The sequence below is a fragment of the Mesorhizobium sp. NZP2298 genome (genome assembly GCF_013170825.1).
GTDB lineage: Bacteria > Pseudomonadota > Alphaproteobacteria > Rhizobiales > Rhizobiaceae > Mesorhizobium.
Genome location: NZ_CP033365.1, coordinates 2,385,104 through 2,408,626 on the forward strand (window position 1 = coordinate 2,385,104; position 23,523 = coordinate 2,408,626).

22 protein-coding genes are annotated in these 23,523 nt (G+C 63.2%); 9 read left to right on the plus strand and 13 right to left on the minus strand.

Annotation, left to right across the window (positions count from 1 at the left end; translation table 11 throughout):
* Positions 1–25: 25 nt before the first annotated feature.
* Positions 26–1,021: a GlxA family transcriptional regulator gene (locus tag EB231_RS11490; RefSeq protein WP_172348905.1), complete on the minus strand. Its 996-nt coding sequence runs from the start codon at positions 1,019–1,021 to the stop codon at positions 26–28.
* A gap of 126 nt (positions 1,022–1,147) precedes the next feature.
* Here EB231_RS11490 and EB231_RS11495 point away from each other — a divergent pair, with 126 nt between their 5' ends.
* Positions 1,148–1,792, plus strand: a complete 645-nt coding sequence (locus tag EB231_RS11495; protein WP_172348906.1) for a cysteine hydrolase family protein — start codon at positions 1,148–1,150, stop codon at positions 1,790–1,792.
* Positions 1,793–1,859: 67 nt separating this feature from the next.
* On the opposite strand, the gene EB231_RS11500 is transcribed toward EB231_RS11495, so the two are convergent.
* The 8 genes from EB231_RS11500 to EB231_RS11535 all read right to left on the minus strand — a co-directional run bounded on the left by EB231_RS11500 (position 1,860) and on the right by EB231_RS11535 (position 12,355).
* Positions 1,860–3,539, minus strand: coding sequence for a formate--tetrahydrofolate ligase (locus EB231_RS11500; protein ID WP_172348907.1), 1,680 nt, complete (start codon positions 3,537–3,539; stop codon positions 1,860–1,862).
* A 393-nt stretch (positions 3,540–3,932) separates the two neighbouring features.
* Positions 3,933–5,051 carry a DUF2333 family protein gene (locus EB231_RS11505; protein WP_172348908.1) on the minus strand — a complete coding sequence of 373 codons (1,119 nt, stop codon included), beginning with the start codon at positions 5,049–5,051 and terminating at the stop codon, positions 3,933–3,935.
* Positions 5,052–5,156: 105 nt separating this feature from the next.
* Positions 5,157–6,461, minus strand: a complete 1,305-nt coding sequence (locus tag EB231_RS11510) for a DUF6638 family protein (RefSeq protein WP_172348909.1) — start codon at positions 6,459–6,461, stop codon at positions 5,157–5,159.
* Positions 6,462–6,470: 9 nt separating this feature from the next.
* On the minus strand, positions 6,471–8,381 hold the full coding sequence (locus tag EB231_RS11515) for an AAA family ATPase (RefSeq protein WP_172348910.1): 1,911 nt from the start codon (positions 8,379–8,381) through the stop codon (positions 6,471–6,473).
* A 24-nt stretch (positions 8,382–8,405) separates the two neighbouring features.
* A complete protein-coding gene (locus tag EB231_RS11520) occupies positions 8,406–9,551 on the minus strand; it encodes a hypothetical protein (protein ID WP_172348911.1) in 1,146 nt (381 codons plus the stop codon).
* Between the two features lie 40 nt (positions 9,552–9,591).
* A complete protein-coding gene (locus tag EB231_RS11525) occupies positions 9,592–10,680 on the minus strand; it encodes a hypothetical protein (protein ID WP_172348912.1) in 1,089 nt (362 codons plus the stop codon).
* A 309-nt stretch (positions 10,681–10,989) separates the two neighbouring features.
* A complete protein-coding gene (locus tag EB231_RS11530) occupies positions 10,990–11,379 on the minus strand; it encodes a c-type cytochrome (RefSeq protein ID WP_172348913.1) in 390 nt (129 codons plus the stop codon).
* A gap of 118 nt (positions 11,380–11,497) precedes the next feature.
* Positions 11,498–12,355, minus strand: coding sequence for a LysR substrate-binding domain-containing protein (locus tag EB231_RS11535; protein ID WP_172348914.1), 858 nt, complete (start codon positions 12,353–12,355; stop codon positions 11,498–11,500).
* Positions 12,356–12,453: 98 nt separating this feature from the next.
* On the opposite strand from EB231_RS11535, the gene EB231_RS11540 reads away from it, so the two are divergent.
* Entirely contained in the window at positions 12,454–13,350 is an 897-nt protein-coding gene (locus tag EB231_RS11540) for a DMT family transporter (RefSeq protein ID WP_172348915.1), read from the plus strand.
* Between the two features lie 22 nt (positions 13,351–13,372).
* On the opposite strand, the gene EB231_RS11545 is transcribed toward EB231_RS11540, so the two are convergent.
* The gene (locus tag EB231_RS11545) at positions 13,373–13,984 is read right to left on the minus strand and encodes a thymidine kinase (protein ID WP_140771487.1); all 612 of its coding nucleotides are present in this window, start codon (positions 13,982–13,984) and stop codon (positions 13,373–13,375) included.
* Positions 13,985–14,261: 277 nt separating this feature from the next.
* Between EB231_RS11545 and EB231_RS11550 the strand changes: the two genes are divergently transcribed.
* The 3 genes from EB231_RS11550 to choV all read left to right on the plus strand — a co-directional run bounded on the left by EB231_RS11550 (position 14,262) and on the right by choV (position 17,367).
* Positions 14,262–15,197: a choline ABC transporter substrate-binding protein gene (locus tag EB231_RS11550; protein ID WP_172348916.1), complete on the plus strand. Its 936-nt coding sequence runs from the start codon at positions 14,262–14,264 to the stop codon at positions 15,195–15,197.
* Between the two features lie 137 nt (positions 15,198–15,334).
* The gene (choW, locus tag EB231_RS11555) at positions 15,335–16,189 is read left to right on the plus strand and encodes a choline ABC transporter permease subunit (protein WP_140771483.1); all 855 of its coding nucleotides are present in this window, start codon (positions 15,335–15,337) and stop codon (positions 16,187–16,189) included.
* On the plus strand, positions 16,186–17,367 hold the full coding sequence (gene choV / locus EB231_RS11560) for a choline ABC transporter ATP-binding protein (RefSeq protein ID WP_172348917.1): 1,182 nt from the start codon (positions 16,186–16,188) through the stop codon (positions 17,365–17,367). The genes choW and choV overlap by 4 nt, the downstream gene beginning before the upstream one ends.
* Before the next feature lie 34 nt (positions 17,368–17,401).
* Here choV and EB231_RS11565 read toward each other — a convergent pair whose 3' ends face one another.
* Both EB231_RS11565 and EB231_RS11570 read right to left on the minus strand, forming a co-directional pair.
* Entirely contained in the window at positions 17,402–18,811 is a 1,410-nt protein-coding gene (locus tag EB231_RS11565; RefSeq protein ID WP_172348918.1) for an ATP-binding protein, read from the minus strand.
* A complete protein-coding gene (locus EB231_RS11570; RefSeq protein WP_172348919.1) occupies positions 18,808–19,524 on the minus strand; it encodes a response regulator in 717 nt (238 codons plus the stop codon). The genes EB231_RS11565 and EB231_RS11570 overlap by 4 nt, the downstream gene beginning before the upstream one ends.
* 271 nt (positions 19,525–19,795) lie before the next feature.
* Here EB231_RS11570 and EB231_RS11575 point away from each other — a divergent pair, with 271 nt between their 5' ends.
* The 4 genes from EB231_RS11575 (at position 19,796) to clpS (ending at position 21,294) form a co-directional block, all read left to right on the plus strand.
* Positions 19,796–20,095: a hypothetical protein gene (locus tag EB231_RS11575; RefSeq protein WP_115142115.1), complete on the plus strand. Its 300-nt coding sequence runs from the start codon at positions 19,796–19,798 to the stop codon at positions 20,093–20,095.
* A gap of 36 nt (positions 20,096–20,131) precedes the next feature.
* Complete coding sequence (locus tag EB231_RS11580) at positions 20,132–20,371, plus strand: hypothetical protein (RefSeq protein WP_172348920.1); 240 nt, start codon at positions 20,132–20,134, stop codon at positions 20,369–20,371.
* Between the two features lie 163 nt (positions 20,372–20,534).
* Positions 20,535–20,849, plus strand: a complete 315-nt coding sequence (locus tag EB231_RS11585) for a hypothetical protein (protein WP_172348921.1) — start codon at positions 20,535–20,537, stop codon at positions 20,847–20,849.
* Between the two features lie 139 nt (positions 20,850–20,988).
* Positions 20,989–21,294 (plus strand): ATP-dependent Clp protease adapter ClpS, encoded by a 306-nt coding sequence (gene clpS, locus EB231_RS11590; RefSeq protein ID WP_172348922.1) that lies wholly within the window; start codon positions 20,989–20,991, stop codon positions 21,292–21,294.
* A 135-nt stretch (positions 21,295–21,429) separates the two neighbouring features.
* Here clpS and EB231_RS11595 read toward each other — a convergent pair whose 3' ends face one another.
* Positions 21,430–23,508: a hypothetical protein gene (locus EB231_RS11595; protein WP_172348923.1), complete on the minus strand. Its 2,079-nt coding sequence runs from the start codon at positions 23,506–23,508 to the stop codon at positions 21,430–21,432.
* Positions 23,509–23,523 lie beyond the last annotated feature (15 nt).

A 23,523-nucleotide genomic window follows, 5' to 3' on the forward strand; every position in this document is an offset into this window, starting at 1 on the left:
CGTATCGATACGGCGCCTTTGCCGTTCAGGATGAAAGGACGTGCGCCACGCGCGTGCCCTGATCGGCCCGCCTGGAAAACTCCCGCCGGTATTGCGCCGGCGATGTCCTTAGCCTCGCGGCGAAATGCTGGCGCAGCGATGCGGCGCTGCCGAAGCCGGCCTCGAAGGCCACGACATCCATCGATTTCTCCGTGGCTTCCAGCAACCGCTGCGCCAGTTCGATGCGCTGGCTGGTCAGCCAATCGCCAAAACTGGTGCCGATCGATTTCTGGAAGCGGCGGGTGAAGGTGCGCCGAGTGAGGCCTGCCAATTCGGCGACGCTGTCGAGGCTGTGCGTTTCGCCGAGCGTCGTGCGCACCGCGTCAAGCGCCTGGGTGAAGCGGTCGGCATTCGCGCTTCTTGCCACGGGGCGTTCGATGAACTGCGCCTGCCCGCCCTGCCGGTGCGGTGAGAGTACGACATGCCGGGCGAGCCGTAGTGCCGCGTCGGCGCCATAGCGGGCGCGCACGATATGCAGGCAGCAGTCCAACCCGGCGGCGACCCCGGCGGAGGTGACGATGTCGCCGTCATCGACATAGAGCACATCGGCATCGACTGAAATGTCGGGGTGCAAGGCCTGCAACTGGTCCGTATAGGCCCAATGCGTGGTCGCTTTCCGGCCCGACAGCAGGCCGGCCGCGGCGATGGCAAAGGTGCCGAGGCACAGGCCGACGATCAGCGCCCCGCGCCGGTGCGCGCGGCCGAGTGCTTCATTTAACGGCCTGGCCAGAGGGGCTTCGAGATCCTTCCAGCTCGGAATGATGACGATGTCGGCGTCGTCGAACGCGGAGAGCCCATGCGGGACAAGGATGCTCAGCCCGGCATCCGTCTCGATCATGCCTGCCTCGGCCCCGCAGACGCGGAAGTCAAAGCGCGGCAGGCCGAGCCTGGTGCGGTCGGCGCCGAACACCAGGCAAGGCACGGAGAGATGGAACGGACTGATGCCGTCGAAGGCGAGGACAGCAATGATCGGAGCGGTCATCGGCGTTTCCAGTGTGGGAAGCTGAGTTGTCCCAATTCTTTCGAACAATGTCAATCGGGCCACTTTTGGCTGCTTGTCGACCGGTCTATTTTCGGCCCATCGCATTCAAGCCGGAAGGAAAACACCATGTCTGACAGAGCCAACACCACACCGCGCCGCGCACTCGTCGTCGTGGATGTCCAGAACGACTACGATGGCGGCAACCTGGCCATCCAGCATCCGCCGTTCCGCGACAGCGTCGTCAATGTGGCGCGCGCCATGGATGCCGCCACGGCCGCCGGCATCAAGGTGGTTGTTATCAAGCAGATGGCGCCCGAGACGTCACCGATCTTCGCCAAGGGCAGCCATGGCGGCGAACTGCATCCGGAGATCGCCAGGCGCGGCCGCGACCACTATGTCGAGAAGACGCTGCCCTCGGCCTTCACCGGCACGGACCTCGAGGACTGGCTGCGCGCCAATGCCATCGATACGATCACGGTCGTCGGCTACATGACGCATAATTGCGACCTGTCGACCATCATCCACGCCGTGCATATGGGGTTTGCCGTCGAGTTCCTGTCCGACGCGACAGGCTCGGTTCCGTATGCCAACAGCGCCGGCTATGCCTCGGCCGAGGAGATCCACCGCGTGGTCACGATCATTCTTCAGTCGCGCTTCGCCGCGGTGCTGAAGACCACCGAATGGGCCGAGTGCCTGAAGACCGGCGCCTTGCCGGAGCGCGACACGATCTACGCCTCCAATCAGCGGGCGCTGGCGCGCAACGCAGCGTAGGAATATCCGCAAACACAAAGGGCGCCGCATCGCTGCGGCGCCCTTTGCCATTTGGAATTGAAAGATTTTAGAACAAGCCTTCAATCTGGCCGGCTTCGTTGAGGAAGATCTTTTCAGAGGACGGCGCCTTGGGCAGACCGGGCATGGTCATGACCTCGCCGCAGATGATGACGACGAAGCCCGCACCCGCCGAAAGCCTGACCTCACGCACCGGCACGGTGTGGCCGGTCGGCGCGCCGCGCAGGTTCGGGTCGGTCGAGAAGGAGTACTGGGTCTTGGCCATGCAGACCGGCAGATTGCCGTAGCCGGCGTCTTCCCAGGCCTTGAGCTGGTCGCGCACCGACTTGTCGGCGATCGCCTCCGAGCCGCGATAGATGCGCTGGACGATGGTGTTGATCTTCTCGAACAGCGGCATGGCGTCGGGATAGAGCGGCGCGAATTGCGAGGCGCCGGATTCGGCCAGCGCCACCACCTTGTTGGCGAGGTCCTCGATGCCGGCCGAGCCCTTGGCCCAGTGCTTGCACAGGATCGCCTCTTCGCCCATCGAGGCGACATAGTCCTTCATCGCCTGGATTTCGGCGTCGGTGTCGGAATAGAAGTGGTTGATGGCGACCACAGCCGGCACGCCGAACTGGCGGATGTTCTCGATGTGGCGGCCGAGGTTGGCGCAGCCTTTCTTCACCGCCTCGACGTTTTCCTTGCCGAGGTCTTCCTTCTTGACGCCGCCATTCATCTTCATGGCGCGCACGGTGGCGACGATGACCGCCGCCGCCGGCTTGAGGCCGGCCTTGCGGCACTTGATGTCAAAGAACTTTTCAGCACCCAGGTCGGCGCCGAAGCCGGCTTCGGTGACGACATAGTCCGCCAATTTCAATGCCGTCGTGGTGGCGACGACCGAGTTGCAGCCATGGGCGATGTTGGCGAACGGGCCACCATGGACGAAGGCCGGGTTGTTCTCCAGCGTCTGCACCAGATTGGGCTGCATGGCGTCCTTCAGAAGCACGGCCATGGCGCCGTCGGCCTTGAGGTCGCGGGCATAGACCGGCGACTTGTCGCGGCGATAGGCGACGATGATGTCGCCGAGACGCTTTTCCAGATCCTTGAGGTCGGTGGCAAGGCACAGGATCGCCATCACTTCCGAAGCGACGGTGATGTCGAAGCCGGCCTCGCGCGGGAAACCGTTGGCGACGCCGCCGAGCGAGCAGATGATTTCGCGCAGCGCCCGGTCGTTCATGTCCATGACGCGACGCCACACCACGCGGCGGGTGTCGATGCCGAGCTCATTGCCCCAGTAGATGTGGTTGTCGATCAGCGCCGAAAGCAGATTGTGCGCCGTCGTGATGGCGTGGAAGTCGCCGGTGAAATGGAGGTTCATGTCCTCCATCGGCACCACCTGCGCGTAGCCGCCGCCGGCGGCACCGCCCTTGACGCCGAAATTCGGGCCAAGCGAGGCTTCGCGGATGCAGACGATCGCCTTCTTGCCGATGCGGTTGAGGCCGTCGCCGAGGCCGACCGTGGTGGTGGTCTTGCCTTCGCCGGCCGGGGTCGGGTTGATGGCGGTGACCAGGATCAGCTTGCCGTCCTTGTTGCCCTTCACCGACTTTATGAACTCGGCCGATATTTTGGCCTTGTCGTGGCCATAGGGCAGCAGGTGCTCGGTCGGGATGCCGATCTTCTGGCCGATCTCCTGGATCTGCTTTTTCTTGGCGGCGCGCGCGATCTCGATGTCGGACTTCACTTCGGCCATAACGGCTTTCCTCTGGATTGGACGGTGGAGGGGACGGGGTTGATCTCTATCGCAAGCAGGTTGGAACCGGGAGCGCGGGCATGTTCTAACCCTGTCGCTGCCGTGGCGTCAACTTTCATGCAACTATGTTTCCTATAGAGAAAATTCCTCTGCGGTCGGCCGACCTGCTCTCGGTTCTTTCTGGCTCCGCTTGCCGCGCCGTATAGAAGCCAGAGCAGGGGCGCTTCCGCCGTCTCAAAACAGCCGCACAATGCACGGAATGCGACAGAAGCGACGGCGCAAATTCGCCATCGCCGGGCTAAAGCGCTTCGCGCTTCAGCCTTTTGTCTTGTGCATGTCGTTCTCCCAAAACCGGGACCACTTTCGGGCGACATGCATTGCGGCTGGCGAACGCTATTGCGTCAGCACGTTGCTGATTTCGACCATGTTGGAGCGCACGCGCAGGATGTAGAAGCCCATCGTCGTCAGATGCGTCGGCAGCAGCCAGCCATCCTCGCGGCCATTGGCGATGATGAAGGGCTGGATGCGCAGGGCCGAGACGAATTGCGCGTCCATCGTGTCCCACAGGCTCTGCAGGTGTTTTTCCTTGATGACGTCCTCGAAATCGGCCTGGGCGCCTTTCATCAGCCCGTAATAGGCATAGAGCTGGCCGTAGGCGAACCAGTAACGGTCGTCGGCGCGGGTGTCGAACCAGCCATTGTTGTGGTTCTCGGCGCGCTCCTTGAGGATGGCGGAAGTCGAGCCGATATCCGACGCGATGCGGTCGATATACTGCTTCAGATTGTCGGCGCGGGCATCGAAAGTGGCCTGGCAGGTGGCGAGGCGAGCGTTGAACGAGCGCAGATTGCCCATCGCACGGCGGTACATGCTGGGCGTGGTCGCGGTCATGCCGTTGCGGCTGATGTACCAGATGGACTCGTCATACTGCAGCTGACCGCGGGCATCCTGCAAATTGGTGTCGATCTGCGAGGTGGTGCGCACACGACCAAGATTGTCGGCAAGCTCGGTGGCGGTGCGCCGCACAGCCTGGTTGATGCCGCGCTGGAACGAAGCCTTGTTGTCCATCCAGGGCGTGTCGTCCCAGTCGATGCCGAACAAGCCGAGCTTGTACAGGACCATCGACGAGACCCAGGCGTTCTGATTGACGTTGAAGTCGATCAGGTCGGCCGCCACCTGGGCGATGGCGGAGTTGCCGCAGGTCTTCGCGGTGTCGGTGCCGGCGCCGGCGGCGACCTGTTCGCCAGCGGAAATATTGCGTTTCTCGAAGCTGTAGGTGTCGGGATAGGCTGGGTTGAAATTACTCCACCACTGGGTGGCGTAGAAGAAATTGGCATAGAGACCGACCAGCACCAGCAAAGCCAGGCCGACCACAGCCTTGAGGATCCAGCCGCGCTGCGTATACCAGCGCCCCGCCCACAGGAAGGGCCACAGGATCACGCCGATGACGAGGCCGATGCCGCGGCCGATCCACTGGAAAATGCGGGTGAAGAAATTCACGATCGGATCAAGCATGGCTCACGTCACCCCCTCAGCATGATGCCAAAAAGTTGCAGACTTCTTGGATAACATCATGCGCCAAAACAATAAGTCAGAACGAAATGACGGGTTCATTTCGTTCTAGTCAGTCAGGCCGTAGAGGCGTGTGCGAAACGCCACCTTGTCCTTCAAATATGTGGTTTTCAGAACGTCCACAACATGCGATCGCCAGGCGTCGCTGAAGCCGTCATAGTCCTTGTAGAAGCCCTGCTTGTTGAAGATGTAGCGCGAGACGAAGTCGGTCGGCACGAAATCCGAGATCAGCCGGTTGGTCAGCCAGGCGTCGGGATGGTCCGGCTTGGCGCGGATCACCAGGAAGCGCTGCTGCGGGAACACATCCTCGATCTTGAGATGGCCAAGCTGGGCGATTTCCCGCTTGGCGGCGTTGAGGAAGGGAAAGTTGCCGTCCTTGGTGATCAGGTCGGCATGGCCCTGGATCCAGGTCTGCAGCCAGACCTTGTCGACATCGGTCAGATTGCGGTTCGGCTCGGCGTCGCGAATCAGCGCACGCACCACCATCTCGGCGCGGTGTTCGAGATAGCCCGACGCCTCGATCCAGGAGGCGCGCGGCAGCTCGATGCGGCCGGTCGAGGCCAGGAACTTGAACACCTTGTCGGCGTCGTTGATCGAGAGATAGCTCACCTGCCACGGCCGCGAACGGCGGAAGCCGGGGGCGGCAGGATCGCTGATCACCGTCGTCATGTCGGGATCGACGAACACGTAGAGCCCGCCGAAATGGCTGGTCCAGTAGGCATTGTGGCGGAAGATCACCTGGTCGGGCACCAGCGCGTTCTCGCGGATATCGCCGCAAACCTTCGCCAGGTCCACCATGCGGGTCAGCATGGCATTGTCGCGCCAGGCGTCCGGCTCCTGCCTCAGCCGGTCGACCAGCTTGCCGAGTTCGGCGGCCTTGCCCAGCACATCCTCCGCCGACAGCACCTTGAATTCCACCTGATTGATCGACAGCAAGTCCTCGATGTCGTTGACCTTGGGAACGGAGTCCTCGATCTCGCCGTAGATGACGTCCTTGATGGTCAGCGCGTCGATGGCGCGCTGGTTCTTGGACATGAACTCGAACATCAGCTGCGAGGTGTTGGAGAAGGCTGTGTGCACCACCGGCAGGTCGATCTGCGACGGCGTCAGGATGATGAAGCGGCGATTGACCTCGTTGGGGTCGAGATAGTCGTAATCACCGCACTCGTCAGCGATCTCGGGCGAGAAGCCGGTGCGGTCGATCTGGAAACTCTTGAGCTTGGTCGGCTTGAGGCCGAAGGCGGCAAGCGCCTTGTTGTAGCGCTGGATGAGATGCGGCTCGTCGACGGTGAGCAGCCGGCCGTAGATCAGCTCGTTGTCGCGAAGCAGGTCGGTTTTTTTGGCGGAGGTCATTGCGTACCTTTAGGCATTCCAACTGCCCTTCTTTTTCATCTCCTCCATCTCGCGTGCCGCCCTCTCGCGCAGGCGGGCGTCGCGCAGCAGCTTCTCCACGGCTGCGTCGTCGGACTTGTCGGAATAGCGGAACTCGCTGTCGGCGTAGCGGTTGATCTCCTGCATGACCATGTCCATCGAGAACGGACCGCGCAGTTCCTCGATCATCGCTTTCTTCTCGTCGTAGCCCTTGTGCATGAAGGCTTCCGGCTTCTCGAACCAGTCGTCGGGAAGCTCGATGTCCATGGCGCGCATCTTGATGGCGTCGGTGACGTTCTTGATGGCGCGGCCGGTGAAGCGGGGCTCGGCATCCTTGATCAGGTGCAGGTAGGTGCCGATGTCGGCCATCGTCTTGGGCGCGCCATTTTCCTTCATGTAACGCTCATAGACCTTCATCAGCCCGTCTTCCTGCGGCTTCTCGTGCTCTTCATAAGCCTCGGTAACGGCGCGCTGGATCTCCTGCGCGGCGTAGAGTTCGTGATCGCCGAGCGGTATCTTGTGGTTCTTGCCGGCGAGCAGCACGAAGATGTCGATATAGTCGTCGCGGGTCTGCGGGCCGTCGACCAGCCATCGGGCGCCAGCGCGCTGGCGCAGCGCATCATCGACGTTTTCGGGATAGTTGGAGAACATGCCGAACGAGCAGTTGCCGCGCACCACTGTAGCCGCGCCGGCGAAGGCGTCCATCAAGACGCCGGTGATCTCCTGCTGGCCGGCCGAGGCGCGGTCGTCGGAGCGGCGCGCCGCCACCTGGTCGATGTCGTCGATGGTGCCGAAGCCGATGACGCGCGGGTTCAAGACATTGTTGATGAACTGCCGGCAGTTCTGGCCTGACTTGCCCTGGTAGGACGAAATCTGGTCGACGCCGAAATTCTCATAGGCGAAGGGATAGCCGGCGACCTGGCAGTAGCCGTTGACGAGGCCGGCGATCATCTGGATCAGCGTCGTCTTGCCGGTGCCGGGCGCGCCGTCGCCGATGAAGGTGAACAGGAAGCCGCCGAGGTCGACGAACGGGTTCAGTTCGCGCTCGAAATCATAGGCCATCAGCATCTTGGCGAGCTTGACCGACTGGTACTTGGCGATGTGGTTGCCGACGACCTCTTCCGGCTTCTTGAAGGTCATCACCAGCGGCTTGGAGCGCTTGCCGGGCGCGACGTCGAAACCGTCGAGGGTGAAGTCATCCGCATCGATGCGGATATGGGCGTTCTCGAACGGGCCGATGCCGTCGAAACGGCCTTTGCGCGCCAGCAACCCGTCGATGGCGACGCGGGCGAAGGCGCGTGTCCGCGTCATCAGGTCGGCATCGTCCTTCGAGCCCGCTATCGCCTTGTCGAGACCGGCGAGGATCGACTTCACCGCATCCTGCGGCGTGTCGAAGAGAAAATCCGGCTCGGGGATGTCGTTGGGCGCCTCGCCGTCGCTGTCGATAAGCTGGAACAGGTAGGAGGCAAGGCTGAAAGCCGAGATGTAGGCCGAGGCCGACAGAAGTTTCTTGAAGGCCGACGCCTCGTCGCCCTCGAGCGGGGCGCGGGTGTTTTTCGCCTGCAGGCCTTCGAGGTCCGAGCCTTCGGCGAAGACATGCGATATGGCGAGCGCGATTGCCGTGCCGCGCCGGGCACGAAACAAAAGCGTGTGCTGCGGGATGGTGAGCAACTGGTCGTCGGGATGGACGGCGCCGACCGTCTTCGACAGCTCGACCTCGCGCGTGCGGCGCACCGAGCCGACCGAGACGGTGGAGACGAAGCGGCGGTTGGTACCGGCCAATGCCGTGCCGGATTCGCGCGAGGGATCCTCCAGCACGACGATGCGGGTGATGAAGCTCTGCGCGGTGGCGCGGTGCTTCTCGATCGCCGCTTCCGGGATGGTGGTCAGGCCGGTGTCCATGAAGGATGCTCCGTGGTGTTACGGTCAGACGTCTGAAATGACCTGTCCGTTGGACAGGATGTGGACCTTGTAGCCGCCAAAGATCTTCTGTGCCTCGCCGGCGGCGTAGAGCGCCTGGTAGGCCTCGTGCGGGATCAGCGCGTGATTTTCGTAACTCGACACGCCCTGGCGCGCGGCTTCCAGGTCGTCGGTGTTGATGAAGAATTCCTGCGTCGTCTTCTCGCTGGAAAACAGGCCCTTGCGGCCGGGCTTCTCGCCCTTGGAGTAGACCTCCTGGATGGTCCAGGTCAGCAGCCAGGCGTTTTCCGGTTTGCGCACCTTGGCCAGCACCTCGGTCACCGTCGAATTGTTGTCGGTAATGCCCGCTGAATAAAAGGGGCCGAGCACGACACGGCGCAACTGCTTGGGGTGCAGGGGCTCGAAATCCTTGTCGAGATTGACCGCGATCGTCGCCGGCGACAGCGTGTAGGCGGAATTCTTCTCGGTGAAATCGTCGAAACGGTGCGCAAGCTCCGGATTGAGCAGCCCATCGACCGGCAGGGGGATGTCGACCTTTTCGTTGAGCTTGCCGTCCCGGTCGACGAGCTGGCGGATCATGCTTTCAGAAGAATCCTCCACCGTCACCATGTAGACCAGCGGCAGGTTGGCGCTGCCGTCGAAGGTGGCCCAATGGACGAGATAATAGGGCCGTGCCGTCTTCGGATTGACCGAGACCTTGGCGGTCTGCGCCAGCGTGAAGGGACCGAAGGTCTGCTCGCTCTTGACGTCCTCGAGGTAGAGCCGCTCGGCCATCGACTTCTGCAACGCTTCGGGGAATTCCTTGTGGCGCAGGATGAAGTCGGCCATCTCCTCGCGCAGTTCGCCGGCTAGCGGGATGTTGGCAAGGCGTGCATCAGCCTGCCGGCGGTCGTTCTCCAGTTCGAGCAGGTTCTGGAACACCGGGAAGCCGCTTTCGGCGCGCGAAATACGAAACGTGTCCATGAAGCCCAGCCGGTTGCGCCAGCAGGAGAAGGACTTGTCGAGCCGGGCGATATATTCGGCAACGATCTTGGCGACGATGCCGTGCCGGTAGAGCGGCGAGCGGTCGTCGCGCATGAACACTTCAAGGCCGCTGAGCGCGGCCGTTATTGCCGAGAAATACCGCGCCGCCGCGTCGTTTTCGGGGGTCATGCTGTCAGCCCTGGGATTGTCGCACCGGTGCGCGCGGCAATTATGACTGCACGTAGTTGGCCGAATTGTGCTTCTTCAGCACTTCATCGAAGCGGCGGGCAAAGGCGTCGTCGGCCAGCTTCTTGCGGCGCTGGATATCGGCGCTGGCGACCATGTTCTTCTCGTGCATCTCGAGCAGGTCGCCAATATGCTTCTGCGAGGCGGCACCGATGCCGGCCATGGTTTCTTCCGCCGTGTTGTCGACCTGACTACCCAGCGTGTTGATCTTGTGGGCGACGTCCTGCTGGGCCGCCGTCTTCAGCGAATCTTCCAGCGCCTTGTAGAGCACGATGCGCTGCTCCGTATCGATGGTCAGCTTGTTGATCAGCGTCGACTGCGCGGCGATCTGGTTGTTGAGCGAATCGACGAAGGTCTGGAACATCGAGGTATAGCGCTCCAGCGTCTGGCTCTCGGCCAGCAGTTCCTGCTCCTTGGCCTGCTTCTCATTGTATTCGGTGGCGAGCTTGGAGCGTTCGCCCTCGAGCTGCGTGCGATCCTTCTGGCTGGTCGAGGCGGCGATCTTGTTCTCGATATCGAGCAGCATCGGGTTGAGTTCCTCGATGCGCTTCTGCACGGCTTCGAGGTTGGTCATGGTGGTCTTGCGGCGCTCGATCACCTGCGACAGGCTGGTCTCGGAAGTCTTGTAGCGCTGGTCGAGAATCTCTTTCTGCGCCTTCAGGATGCCGACGATCGTGTCGGACTTGGCGAGAAGTTCCTGCAGATTGCCGGCCAGCGACATGTTGCGCACGCGGTCCGTGCGCAGGCGCTGTTTGCGCTGGCTGGAGAAGACGCCGACGAAGTTTTCCCAGCCGGTATAGTTCTTCATGCTCTCGAACTCGGCGCCAAAGACGTTGGTGGCGTCCTCAAGGCCGATGATCAGGTCGGCGATGTTGCCTTCCATCACCTTCTGCTGCTTCAGCACATCCTCGATGCGGGCGTTCTCGATGTCGAAATTGGCGTCGCCGATCTTCTTGTCCGCGGTGGCCAGTGTGTCGAGCACGGTGCCGGACTGCTCGATCTTGGTTCGCATGTCCTGGACGACCTGCTTGGTCTTGGCAATTTCGGCGTCGAAATTCTGCAATGTCGCCATAGGGGCCTCCCGCTTCGGCTTCCGGTCGCTGGTTGCGAACAGCGGCGAATATATGTGGGGCTTCCGGGGATTGAAAGACGTGAAGACAGGGGTCGCATGAAAACAAAAGAATCCGCCAAGGCCTTGAAAGACAATGCAGGTGGGGTCATGGCGTGACTAGCCGGTCCGCCGGAACTGGTTCAACTGTCATTGAACTTTCATGCCGGCAAAACAGTCAGCCTCCGCCGACGCGGAAATCCTGAATTCGGGAGGGGATTGAACCTGTTGCAGGCAAACAGATCGGCGCGGCCGCGCCGCCCCGGCGTGCACTCAGGGCTTCGGATCGGCCTTCAGATAGGCAATGACATTGGCGATGTCGTCGTCATTTGTCAGGCCGCCAAAAGCCATTTTGTTGCCAGGAACCTTGAGCTTGGGAGCCTTGAGATATTCGGCAAGATTTGCCTCGTCCCAGACGAGGCCGGCAGCGCCGGCACTCTTCATCGCTTCGGAATAATGGCCAAGGAAGCTCTCGGCTGTACCGGCGGTGCGGCCGACGACACCCATGAGATGCGGGCCGACCTTGTCGCGGTCGCTGGCCGCTTCATGGCAGGCGATGCACCGGTTGAAGACGTGCTTGCCCTGCACGGGGTCGCCGCCGGCATGGGCGGCAATGGAGGTGGCAAGCAGAAGAAGACTGGCTGTGGAAACGGCTCGAAGCATGGCTGACCCCGAAGAGCTTGGCTGACGGCCTTATAGGACCGAGGCCTTAACAAACGCTGCATCGCGGCGGGTTGGCAAGGCGGACCTCCGGACGATCTCCCGCGACCGGACGATGACCTCAGGCCTGCTGCGCCAGATCGCGGCGCAGGAAGTCGTGCAGCCGATCGACCGCCGGCGTCGTCGACAGCGGGTTGCGCAGGATGCCGATTTCGAGATCCGGCAGTACTGGAAGCCCTTCATTGCCGCCGATGATGCGTAGCGATGGCGGCACGCTGCGCTGCGCCAAACCGGCGACCGCCAGACCGGCCTGCACGACCGCGACCAGGCCCAGCAGCGAGGCGCTGGAATAGGTGCAACGGTAGGCGCGATCGGCATCGCCAAGCGCCTGCAGGACACTCATCCTGGCAGCGCAGCCCGGCTCGAACAAGGCGACAGGCAAGGGATCGGTCTGCCAGGCGACGTGGTTGGGCGAGGCGACCCAGACGAAGCGTTCCAGCCGGATCACGTCAAGCGGCTGCTCCGGCAGCCGGGTGACGATCGCCAGATCGAGCCGCCCTTCCGCCAGGGTTTTCACCAGTGCGGTCGACTGTTCGCAGATCAGTTCCACCGTCACCAGCGGGTGGTCCGCGGCAAAGCGTGACAGGACGGGTGGCAGCAGGAACGCAGCATAATCGTCCGGCACGCCGAGGCGCACGCTGCCTGTCTCCTTTGGCCGGGTGACGCTGGCCCATGCCTCATCCGACAATTTCAGCAGCCGGCGCGCATAAATCACGAAATCCTCGCCGATCGCGTTGGGCGTGACGGTTCGGGGACCGCGCACCAGAAGCTGGTTGCCGACCATCTCCTCCAGCCGCTGCATCTGCATGCTGACGGCTGACTGGCTGCGGCCAACCCGCGGTGCCGCGTTGGACAGGCTGCCGCTCTCGACGACGGCGACAAAGGTTTTCAAGAGGTTGAGGTCAAGCGGAGCGGCCATGGTGCTATCAGCATATCGAATAGCTTGTTCCAAATCTATTCGCTTGTTTGAAAGCTATATTGCTGGCCAGATGGGTGTCGTGCGCTCGAGGAACGTCGATGAAGGATCTGTCAACTTCCCGTTTTCCTGCCGCGAGCCTCGCCTTTGCGATGACGATCGCCGGCACGGTCGGCGCCTTCGTCACGGAATCGGGATTGCATCCCGTCACCGTCGTCTTCTGGCGATGCGTGTTCGGCGCCGCGTTCCTCGGCGCGTGGTGCCTTCTGCGTGGCTATCTGCCGGACCGCACCCTGTCCTTGTCCCGCCTCGCGCTGGCAGCGCTTGCCGGGGCCTGCATGGTGCTGAGCTGGACGGCCTTCTTCGCCGGCTTCGCCATGACGTCGATCGCCACGACGACGATCGTCTATCACGTCCAACCCTTCTTCGTGGTTATCATCGGGGTGGTCTTCCTGAAGGAGCGTATCTCGCTTGACCAGATGCTGTGGATGCTCGGCGCGTTCCTTGGCGTCGTGCTGGCCAGCGGGCTGGTGGTCTCGCATGCGCAAGCCAGCACGGGATGGGCGCTGGGCATCGCACTGACGCTGGTCGCCGCGCTGCTCTATGCGGTGGCGACGATCCTTGCCAAGGGCCTGGGCCAGCAACGCGCCGAGGTCACCGTGCTTTGCCAGACGATCGTCGGGATTGTCATGCTCGCGCCCTTCGCCGGGATCGGCCAGCATGTTCCCGCGCATTCATGGGGCTGGCTGGTCAGCATTGGCGTGCTGCACACCGGTATCGCCTATGTGCTGATGAACTCGGCCTTTCCGCGCCTGACGACGCCGGTGATAGGCATCATCACCTTCATCTATCCGGTCGTTGCCATCATCATCGACTGGGCGATCTACGGGCATCCGCTTGGGCCGGCACAGGCCGCCGGCATGGTACTGATCGCCGTGGCGACGCTTGGTGTCCGGTTGGGCTGGCGGTTCCCGCGCTGGCGTGTCTCGGCGGCCTGACGCGGATCGCAGGGAAGCGTGTTCAGGGTTCCATGAAGCCGATGAAATCGTCGGGCGCGGCGCGGCCCATTTCTTCCTCCCAGTGGCGACGGCAGAGCGAGACATAGACGTCCTTGCCGATCGCCACCTGGTCGCCCTGGCGGGCAACCTTGCCGTCGGCACCGAGGCGCACGACCATCGTTGCCTTGCGGCCGCAGCGGCAGATGGTGCGCACCTCGCGCAGGTCGTCGGCGATCGCCAGCAGCGCACGCGAGCCGGAAAACAGCTTGCCCTGGAAATCGGTGCGCAGGCCGTAGCACATCACCGGGATGTTCAGCCGGTCGGCTATGCGGGCCAATTGCCAGACCTGCTCTTCCTCGAGGAACTGCGCCTCGTCGACGAAGACGCAATGCACCGTCGTGTGGTCGTGATGCTCGGCGACGCGGGCGAACAGGTCGTCGCCATCGCGAAACATCTCGGCTTCCGTCTCCAGCCCGATGCGCGACGAGATCAGGCCACTGTCGCCCTTGCGGTAGTGGCCGGCGACGAACAGCATGGTGGTCATGCCGCGCTCGCGATAATTGTACGATGCCTGCAGCAACATCGTCGTCTTGCCGGCATTCATCGTTGCGTAGTTGAAGTAGAGCTTGGCCATGCCGCTCTTTTAAGCTGAGTTGCCTCGGCGCGGGGAGGGGCCGCAGCCGCATTCCCCTGAAAAAGCCGGCTCGCCTCCAAAAAAGACGCCAAGCCTCTTAAAAGAACACTTGGCACGATAAAAGCGTCAACCGTGTCGCTGATTGGCCAGTCGGCGCCGTTGATCGTGATTGCCTTGACGCTTGAATCCAAAACAGAATGGTGTTTGGCTGACGAAACAAGGCGGGCAGAGAAACCGTAACTACGCTTCGCCAAAGAATCACAATGGGAGACTGTCTATGTCGCGTATGAATTCCTTCGTCGCCGGCCTCGGGCTGGCGGCTTTGTTGTCCACGAGCGCCGCCTTCGCCGGTGACGCCGAAAGCTGCAAGACCGTGCGTCTTTCCGATGTCGGCTGGACCGACATCCAGGCCACCACCGGGCTCGCCTCGGTGCTGCTCACGGCGCTCGGCTACGAGCCGAAGGTGATCCAGCTGTCAGTGCCGGTGACCATGGCTTCGCTCAAGAACAAGGACCTCGACGTCTTCCTCGGCAACTGGATGCCGTCGATGACCAACGACATCAAGGACTACACTGCCGATGGTTCGGTCGAGACCATCAGCACGAACCTGACCGGTGCAGGCTACGGCATCGTCGTGCCGACCTATGTCGCGGACGCCGGCGTCAAGTCGCTGACCGACCTTGGCAAGTTCAAGGACAAGTTCAACGGCAAGATCTACGGCATCGAGGCCGGCAATGACGGCAACCGCATCATCCTCGACATGATCAAGAACCCGAAGGACAATCTCGAGGGCTTCGAGCTGGTCGAATCCTCGGAGGCCGGCATGCTGACCCAGGCCGAGCAGTCGATGAAGAACAATGAGTGGATCGCCTTCCTCGGCTGGACGCCGCATCCGGTGATGGGCGCCATGAAGATCACCTATCTGGACGGCATGGGCGACAGCGGCTTCGGCGCCGCCACCGTGTTCACCAATGTGCGCAAGGGCTACACCACCGAGTGCCCGAATGCCGGCAAGTTCATCGCCAACCTCAAGTTCAATCTGGATATGGAAGGCCAGATGATGGACGCGATCCTCAAGGGCGGCGACGCCCAGGCGGTTGCCACCGACTGGCTGAAGAAGAACCCGGACGCGATCGCGCCCTGGATCGCTGGCGTGACCACCTTCGACGGCGGCGATGCGGCAGCGGCCATCAAGACCGCCCTCGGAAGCTGAGCCGACCTTGCATCCGGCATGACCGGATGAAGATGGGCAGCCGTTTAACAAAGGGCTGCCCTTTTTCACATCCTGTGACAAGATGACGTTGCGACAGCACGGGGCCGAAGGCAGAGCTCCGGTGGAAGAGGGGTGAGATGGATCCGATTTCCAAATTCATGGTCGATCACAAGATCCCGATCGGGGCCTGGGGAAAGTCCTTTTTCGGTTTCCTGACCGACAATTTCGACACCATCTTCAGGGCCTTTTCCAACGGCTTGAATTTCATCCTCGATGGGCTGGTCGACCTCCTGCTGATGGTGCCGCCGGTGCTGCTGGCGCTGGTCATCGCTGTCATCGCCTGGCTGCTGCAACGCTCGCGGCCGCTCGCCATAGGGGTCTTTCTCGGCCTGATCTTCATCATCAACCAGAACCTTTGGAAGCAGACGGTGCAGACACTGGTGCTGGTCGTCGCCGCCGCCGCCATGGCCATGGCCATCGGCGTGCCGCTCGGCATCTGGGCGGCGCACAAGCCGAAGGTCTACCGCGTCATGCTGCCGGTGCTCGATCTGATGCAGACGCTGCCGACCTTCGTCTACCTGATCCCGGTGTTGACCCTGTTCGGTCTCGGCAACGCGCCCGGCCTCATCGTCACCATCATCTTCGTCATCCCGACCGCGGTCCGGCTCACGCATCTCGGCGTCGTCTCGGTGCCGAAGTCGATCATCGAGGCCGGCGAGGCGTTCGGCGCGACCAAAAGGCAGCTTCTGTGGAAGGTGGAACTGCCCTCGGCGCTGCCGACGATCATGGCGGGATTGACGCAGTCGATCATGCTGTCGCTGTCGATGGTGGTGTTCGCCGCCCTTATCGGCGCCGGCGGCCTGGGCACCGAAATCAACCGCGCGCTCGGGTCGCGTCGCATCGACCTCGGACTTGAAGCGGGCCTGGCGATCGTCGTGCTGGCCATCGTGCTCGACCGAATGACCCGCATTGGCGTTGGAGGCAAGAAATGACCGTCGCCGTCGATTTCAAGAACGTCGATATCGTCTTCGGCGCCGACCAGGCCGGTTCGCTGGCGATGATCGACAAGGGCGCCACGCGCGCCGAAATCCTCGAAAAGACCGGCAATGTGCTGGGCTGCGCCGACGCCAGCTTGACGGTGCATGAGGGTGAAATCTCGGTGCTGATGGGCCTGTCGGGCTCCGGCAAGTCGACGCTGCTCAGGGCCGTCAACCGGCTCAACGTGGTGTCGCGCGGCCAGGTTCTGGTCAAGGACGGCGACAAGATTGTCGACGTGGTCACTTGCGACGAGTCGACCTTGCGGCGCTTGCGCCAGAAGCAGGTGGCGATGGTCTTCCAGCAGTTCGGCCTGCTGCCATGGCGCACGGTCGAGGAAAATGTCGGGCTTGGCCTCGAACTTGCCGGCGTGCCGGAAGCCGAACGCAAGGAACGCGTGCACAAGCAGCTCAAGCTGGTCAATCTCGACCAGTGGTCGAAGAAATACGCGCATGAACTGTCGGGGGGCATGCAGCAGCGCGTCGGTCTCGCCCGCGCCTTCGCCACCGAGGCGCCGATCCTGCTGATGGACGAGCCGTTCTCGGCGCTCGACCCGCTGATCCGCACCAAGCTGCAGGATGAATTGCTGCAGCTGCAGGCCGAGTTGAAGAAGACCATCATCTTCGTCAGCCATGACCTCGAGGAGGCGCTGAAGATCGGCAGCCACATCACCATCATGGAGGGCGGGCGTATCGTCCAGACCGGCGCGCCGGAGGACATCGTGCTGCGGCCCGCCAACGATTATGTCCGCGACTTCATCGCCAATGTGAACCCGCTCTCGGTGCTCACCGCCTGGAACGTGATGCGCGACCGCCGCGACCTCGAAGAAGGCAAGGACGGCTGGGTGTGGCTCGACCGGCGCAAGACGACGCGCTTCAAGATCGACGAGCACGGGCTGGTGGCGGCGGCCGAGCGCGACGGCAAGCCGGCGGTGTGGGTATCTTGCGCCGATGTCGAGGCCCAGCCGGAGGAAGCGGCGCAAGTCTTCTGGGCCACCCCCGGCACGTCGCTGAAAACCGTGATGCTGGCCATGCACCGCTCGCAGACGGCACCGGTGGCGCTGTTCGACGATCAGTCGCGCTTCGTCGGCGCCATCGGCATCCGCGACGTGCTGAGCGCGGTGTTGCGGCGGTAGGCGCCTCGCAAGCTCCTGTTTTGACGCAATTCCGTCAGGCCGCCAGCGGCAGGCGCAGCTCCGTCAGCAATCCGCCGTCCGGATGATTGGACAGGCGGATCTCGCCGCCGGCGGCGCGCGCGATGTTGCGGGCAATGGTGAGGCCCAGCCCAAGGCCGCCGGTCTGGCGGTTGCGGGACTGTTCGAGGCGCACGAAGGAGCCGAACACGGCATCGATCTGGGCCTGCGGTATACCAGGTCCTTCGTCGCGGATGGTGAGCGTGATCCTGCCGTCCGAGCGGTGCAGGCTGAGATGCGCCTTCTTGCCGTAGGTGACGGCGTTCTGCACCAGATTGGTGACGCAGCGCCTGAGCGCGACCGGCCGCGCGATGCAGATCAGGCCGCGCGAACGGGTGTCGTCATTGTCGAACGACACCTCCGGATAAGGGTCGGCGATCGATTCCACGAGCGACCAGAAGTCGATGCGCTCGGTCTTTTCCTCGTTCACCTCGAAGGTGGCGAAGTCGATCACCGAACTGGCGATGCTCTCGACATCGGCAAGATCGTGCGCCAGCGCCTCGCGAACCGCCGATTTGCGCAACAATTCCAGCCGCAGCCGCATGCGCGTCATCGGCGTGCGCAGGTCGTGCGCCAATGCGGCGGCAAGATGCTCGCGGTCCTCGACATATTCGCGCAGCCTGGCCTGCATGGCGTTGATCGCTCTCGCGGCAGCCTGAACCTCGCGGCTACCGCTCTCGGCGATCGGCGGGCTCTTCAGGTCCTTGCCGATCCTGTTCACGGCGGTTTCCATCATCCGGTAGGGCGCGGTCAGCCGGCGCAGCGACCAGATCGACATGATCACCACCAGCCCGGCGATCAGCGCATAGAGCGGCAGGCTGTCGAAGCTCAGGATCGGGCCAATCGGCGTGATCGGCTCGGTGAAGTTCAGCCACTGGCCGTCGGCGAAGCGCAAGGAGGCCGTCAGCTTGTCGCTCTGGGCGAAATCGGCGGCGAGCACCAGGAGGTCGCGCTCCACCTGGCCGATATCGGGGCCGGACGCGGTGCCGCTGGCGTCGTCGGCCTCGCGTGTCGCCGGATCGCGCCGCACGCGCGCATCGGTGATGCCGAACTTCGACAGCCGGCCTACGAGAATGTCCTCGAGTTCGGCCAGCTCGTCGTCGCCGGCGATCGAGGACGTGACGGCGGGCGTGTCCGAGACGGTAAGGGCGTAAGTCGAGTTGAACAGGCCTGCCGCGGTTGCCTTGCGCTCCTCGGGCGTGGCGCCGCTCATCAGCTGCACCAGCGAGAAGGCGCGGTCGTTGAGACGATAGAGATCGACCACGTCGTTGGCGGCGGCGCGGTCGCGTGACACGATATAGAGGGTCGCGACCTGGCTGATCAAAAGACCGGCAATGACAATCAGCAGCACCCAGGCAGGCAAGGTCTGCGGCAGGAGACGTCTCATTCGGAGGTCGTCTCGGGCAGGAACTGGTAGCCGCCGCTGCGCACCGTCAGGATCAGCTTGGGCGTTTTGGGGTCATCTTCCATCTTGCGCCGCAGCCGGCTGACGAGGATGTCGATGCTGCGGTCGAAGGAATAGTCGCTGTCGCCACCGGACAGTTCGATGAGCTGGTCGCGGGTCAGCACGCGCTGGGCGCTCTTGACGAAGGTCTGCAGCAGGTTGAATTCGGCCATGGTCAGTTCGACCCTGACATCGTCGGGCGCGGTCAGCCGTCGCCGCGAACAGTCCATCGTCCAGCCGGCGAAACGATAGATCTGCTTGGTCGCGGCGCGTTTCGGCTCGGCGGCACCATTGCGCCGCAGCACGGCGCGGATCCGGGCCAGGAGTTCGCGCGGATCGAAGGGCTTGGGCACATAGTCGTCGGCGCCCATCTCCAGGCCGACCACGCGGTCGGTGGTCTCGGTGACGGCGGTCAGCATGATGATCGGCGTCGTGTACTGGGCGCGCAGGTCGCGGCACAGTTCCAACCCGCTCTTGCCGGGCAGCATCACGTCGAGGACGATGAGGTCCACCTGCGAGCGGCGCAGGATGGTCTCCATCTCGATGCCGTCGGCGGCAACCGAAGTGTGCAGGCCCCGCTTCTGGAAGAACTCCTGAAGCAGGTCGCGGATGCCCTTGTCGTCGTCGACGATCAGTATATGTGCGTCGGATTTCACGAGGTACCCTGTCCCGGTTGCCGGCCAAGCCATTCCTGGCAGGTGAGCCACACGATAGAATTCGGTCCATATGTTGGCCAGTGCCTTGGATTTCAAGGGAGAACGAATTCCGCCTTCTCCACATGGAAAGCGGTGGGGGCCCGGCAGACACAATCCAGAAACAAAATTCTACAATCGGGAAAAACTCCTGAAAAGGTAAGGCGGCATAACGGTGCCGTGGCGGTCAGATTACCGGCTGCGACGCAAAATCTCCGGGTTCACGGAAAAACCGATGCCAAGGTTGTCGATCAGTTTATTGGGTGCGTTGCTGGGCCTTGGCCTGGTCACTGCCGCTGTTGGACAATCGGACGCAAAGGCGCCGCTCACCCGGAGCGAACGGTGCGCCAATCTCAGCCACCAATTTGATGAAGCCCTCGAAACCCACGCCACGGCAACGCAGGTCACCGCGGCAAAGGCACTTCAGAGAAAGGGCAACCGGTACTGCGCCGCCAAGAAACAGGCACAGGGCATCCGGATGCTCGCCAATGCTTTGAAGCTGCTTGGAGTGGCACCGAACGACCCGGTCCAGTGACACTCAAATCGACCCGCATAAAAAGGAAATGAAGCCATGAAAAAGTCCATCCTGTCCGCCACCGGTCTCGCCGTTGCCCTGGCTTTCGCGATGCCCGCTCTCGGCAACGCCGCTGCCACCACGACCGCTGCTCCGGCGGCCTCGACCACGACGACCACCACCGCTCCGGCTGCTGACGCTACCGCCAAGCCCCCGGTGAAGAAGGTCAAGCACAAGAAGGCTCCTGCCAAGAAGACCGTGAAGAAGGCCAAGGCCAAGGATGCTCCGAAGGCCTGATCCAGGTCCGACGACAGATTTCCATCAAGGCCGCTCCAGCCGCACCGGCTGGGGCGGCCTTCTGCCAGGCACCCGATCGAGCAGCTGAGCACCGGCGGCCCACAGCCAGCAATCTCGATCTGATTTAACCCGTTTTCAACGCCGGCCGTGTAGGACAATCCGCATGAAGAAGCGGTTTTCGTCCATTTTGCGTTCGATGGTGATTGGCGGCCTGGTTGCCACCGGTGTCGCCAGGGCGCTGATTCTGCTCACCGCGAGCCCCGTGCCCGACCCTGCCAGTGGTCGCACCGAGCCCTCGCTGTTCGCGCCGATAATTTCCAGCAACTGGGACTACATCACACCTGTCCAGGCGTGGCTGCTGATCGTGCTTCTTGCCGTGACGCTGGTCTGCGTTGCCGGATGGCCGATCGCGGCCTGGATGGAACGCCGGGCGGACGCCGGCGCAAACCGCCGCGTCTTCGGCCGCCAGGGCCGTTGAACCGCGACCGACAATCTCCCACATGATTGTGAATGACCGGGCCCGCCCGCCGGCGGTCCGCACGCCAATCAAAATGGACGATCGCTGACGCCCGTGGCAAAATACGCGGCGAAGCCCGATCGCGAAACTGTCGGTTCCGATGCCTGAAATCACCACGAAACCCCGCACCAAGGTCAAGCCGCAGACCGAGCGGCCGAAGCTCTACAAGGTCATCCTCATCAATGACGATTTCACGCCGCGCGAATTCGTGGTGACGGTGCTGAAGGGCGAATTCAAGCTCAGCGAGGACCAGGCGCACCGGATCATGATCACCGCGCACCGGCGCGGCGTCTGCGTGGTCGCGGTGTTTACCAAGGATGTCGCGGAGACAAAGGCGATGCGGGCCACCGATGCCGGCAAGGCCAAGGGCTATCCCCTGCTGTTCACGACGGAACCGGAAGAATGAGGAGTGGTCGCCCGTAGGGCGATCAATCGACAACGATTTGTCGATTGAAACGACGAACGCCCGGAGCCATAGCGGAGGGCAGCGGCTGCAGGGCGGTTTCCCTTCTCCCACAGGGGGGAGAAGGAAGAGGCGCGGCTACCTTCCCTCGCGGTACCACATCGAACCCATCGCCAGGAGCAGCAGGCCGAGGCCGAGGAAGCCGCCGAACAGGGGTACGCGCGAGACGGCCTTCAAGACGCTGTCATCGGTGGTGCGCAGGCCGATCCAGTCGCTGCCGAAGGCATCGCCGGCCGAGCGCACCGGCACGATGGAAGGCAGCGTCACGTCGCCGCCGGTGGCCGTGGACGAGGCCAGCCGGCGCACGCTGCCGCCGGTGGCTTCAGCCGGCGCTTTCAGCCGGTCCTCGGTGGAGATGACGTCGGCGAATTCCGGGGCGTTGACCGGCCCGACATGGGCGAGCGCGGTGAGATCGCCATTGGCAACCTGGAAGAGGCCGATCTCATTGGTCTGGACGCTGCCCAGGAAGACGCCGGGCTCGGATTTGTCGAGCTTGACGGTCACGGTCTTGCCGGAGGGCGTGATGATCTGCGCGGGGCCGGGATCGTCGGCCATGGTCTGGCGGCGGATCTCAAGCACCATGCCGCGCCCCTCGGCGGTCAGCCGCTCTTCCTCGAGCTCGGGTTCCTTCATCAGCCAGTGGGCGATGCGCCGGTAGAGCTGGACGTGCGGGCCGCCCCCCTCGAAGCCGCGCGCCCACAGCCAGCCCTGGTCGGACAACAGCATGCCGACGCGGCCTTCGCCCTTGCGGTCGAGCAGGAGCAGGGGCCGGTTGTCGGCGCCCTTCATCACCACTTCGCCTTGCGGATTCTGCACGCCGATGGTGCGGAACCAGCGGCTCCAATGCGGCGGCTCGGTGGCCGAACCGTCGAGGCCGCGCGTCACCGGATGACGCTGGCCAAGGTCGGTCAGGCGCGGATAGAACGCTTTTTCGACCACCTCGCCGGTCGGCATGGCGGGCAAGGCCGACATCAGCGGGGTGCGCGCGATCGAAGCCTCGCCGGCATATTCGGGGCCGGCGGCGATCAGCAGGGCGCCGCCCTTTTCGACATATTCGGAGATGTAGTCGTAGTAGAGGATCGGCAGCACGTCGCGGTGCTGGTAGCGGTCGAAGATGATGAGGTCGAAATCCTTGATCTTCTCGACGAACAACTCGCGGGTCGGGAAGGCGATCAGCGACAATTCGTTGATCGGCGTGCCGTCCTGCTTCTCCGGCGGCCGCAGAATGGTGAAGTGGACGAGATCTACAGACGCATCGGATTTCAACAGATTGCGCCATGTGCGCTCGCCGGCGTGCGGCTCGCCTGAAACGAGCAGCACGCGCAAATTCTCGCGGATGCCGTCGACCAGCGCGATGGCGCGGTTGTTGGTGTCGGTGAGTTCGCCCGGTTCGCGGTCGATGGCAAGTTCGATGATGTTGCGGCCAGCGCCCGGAATGGTCACCTGCAGCGGCATGGTCTGGCCGACAGTGGCATGCTCGACGGCGACCTGCTCGCCATTGACGGAAACGCGCACATCGACCGGGCCGGCTTCGTTTTCCGTCGAGATGACGCGGTATGTCATGTCGAGCGGCTTGCCGACAAGGCCGAAGCGCGGCGCGTTCTCGAAGCGGATGCGGCGGTCCTTTTCGTGGTCGTTGCCGGTGATCAGGGCATGCAGCGGGGCATTGAAGTCGGGCGCGCCCGAAGGCGTGTCATGCACCTCGCCATCGGTGATCATGATGGCGCCGCCGATGCGCGAGGGCGGCACGTCGCGGAAAGCGCCTTCCAGCGCGCCGAACAGCCGGGTTTCGGTGCGCTCCTCGGCGGCATCGGATTTGCCGGCCTCGACGACGCGGACGTCGAATTGCTTGAAGCGGCCAAGACGCTGCTGCAGCCCGGCCAGCGCTTCATCGGTCTGCCTGGTGCGGTCGCCGATGTCCTGGCTCTGGCTGCGGTCGACGATCAGCGCAACGACGCTCTTCAGCGGCTCGCGCTCCTCATTGAGGAACACCGGGTTGAACAGCGCGGCGGCCAGCGCCAGCAGGGCGACGAAGCGCAGGACACCGCCGCGCTGGCGAAACCACAGGCCGACGAGCGCAAGCAGCGCCAGCGGCACCAGCACCAAGGCGAGCAGCGGCCAGGAGATCAGCGGTTCGAAAGAGATGGACCAGTTCATGTCCTATCCTCCCCG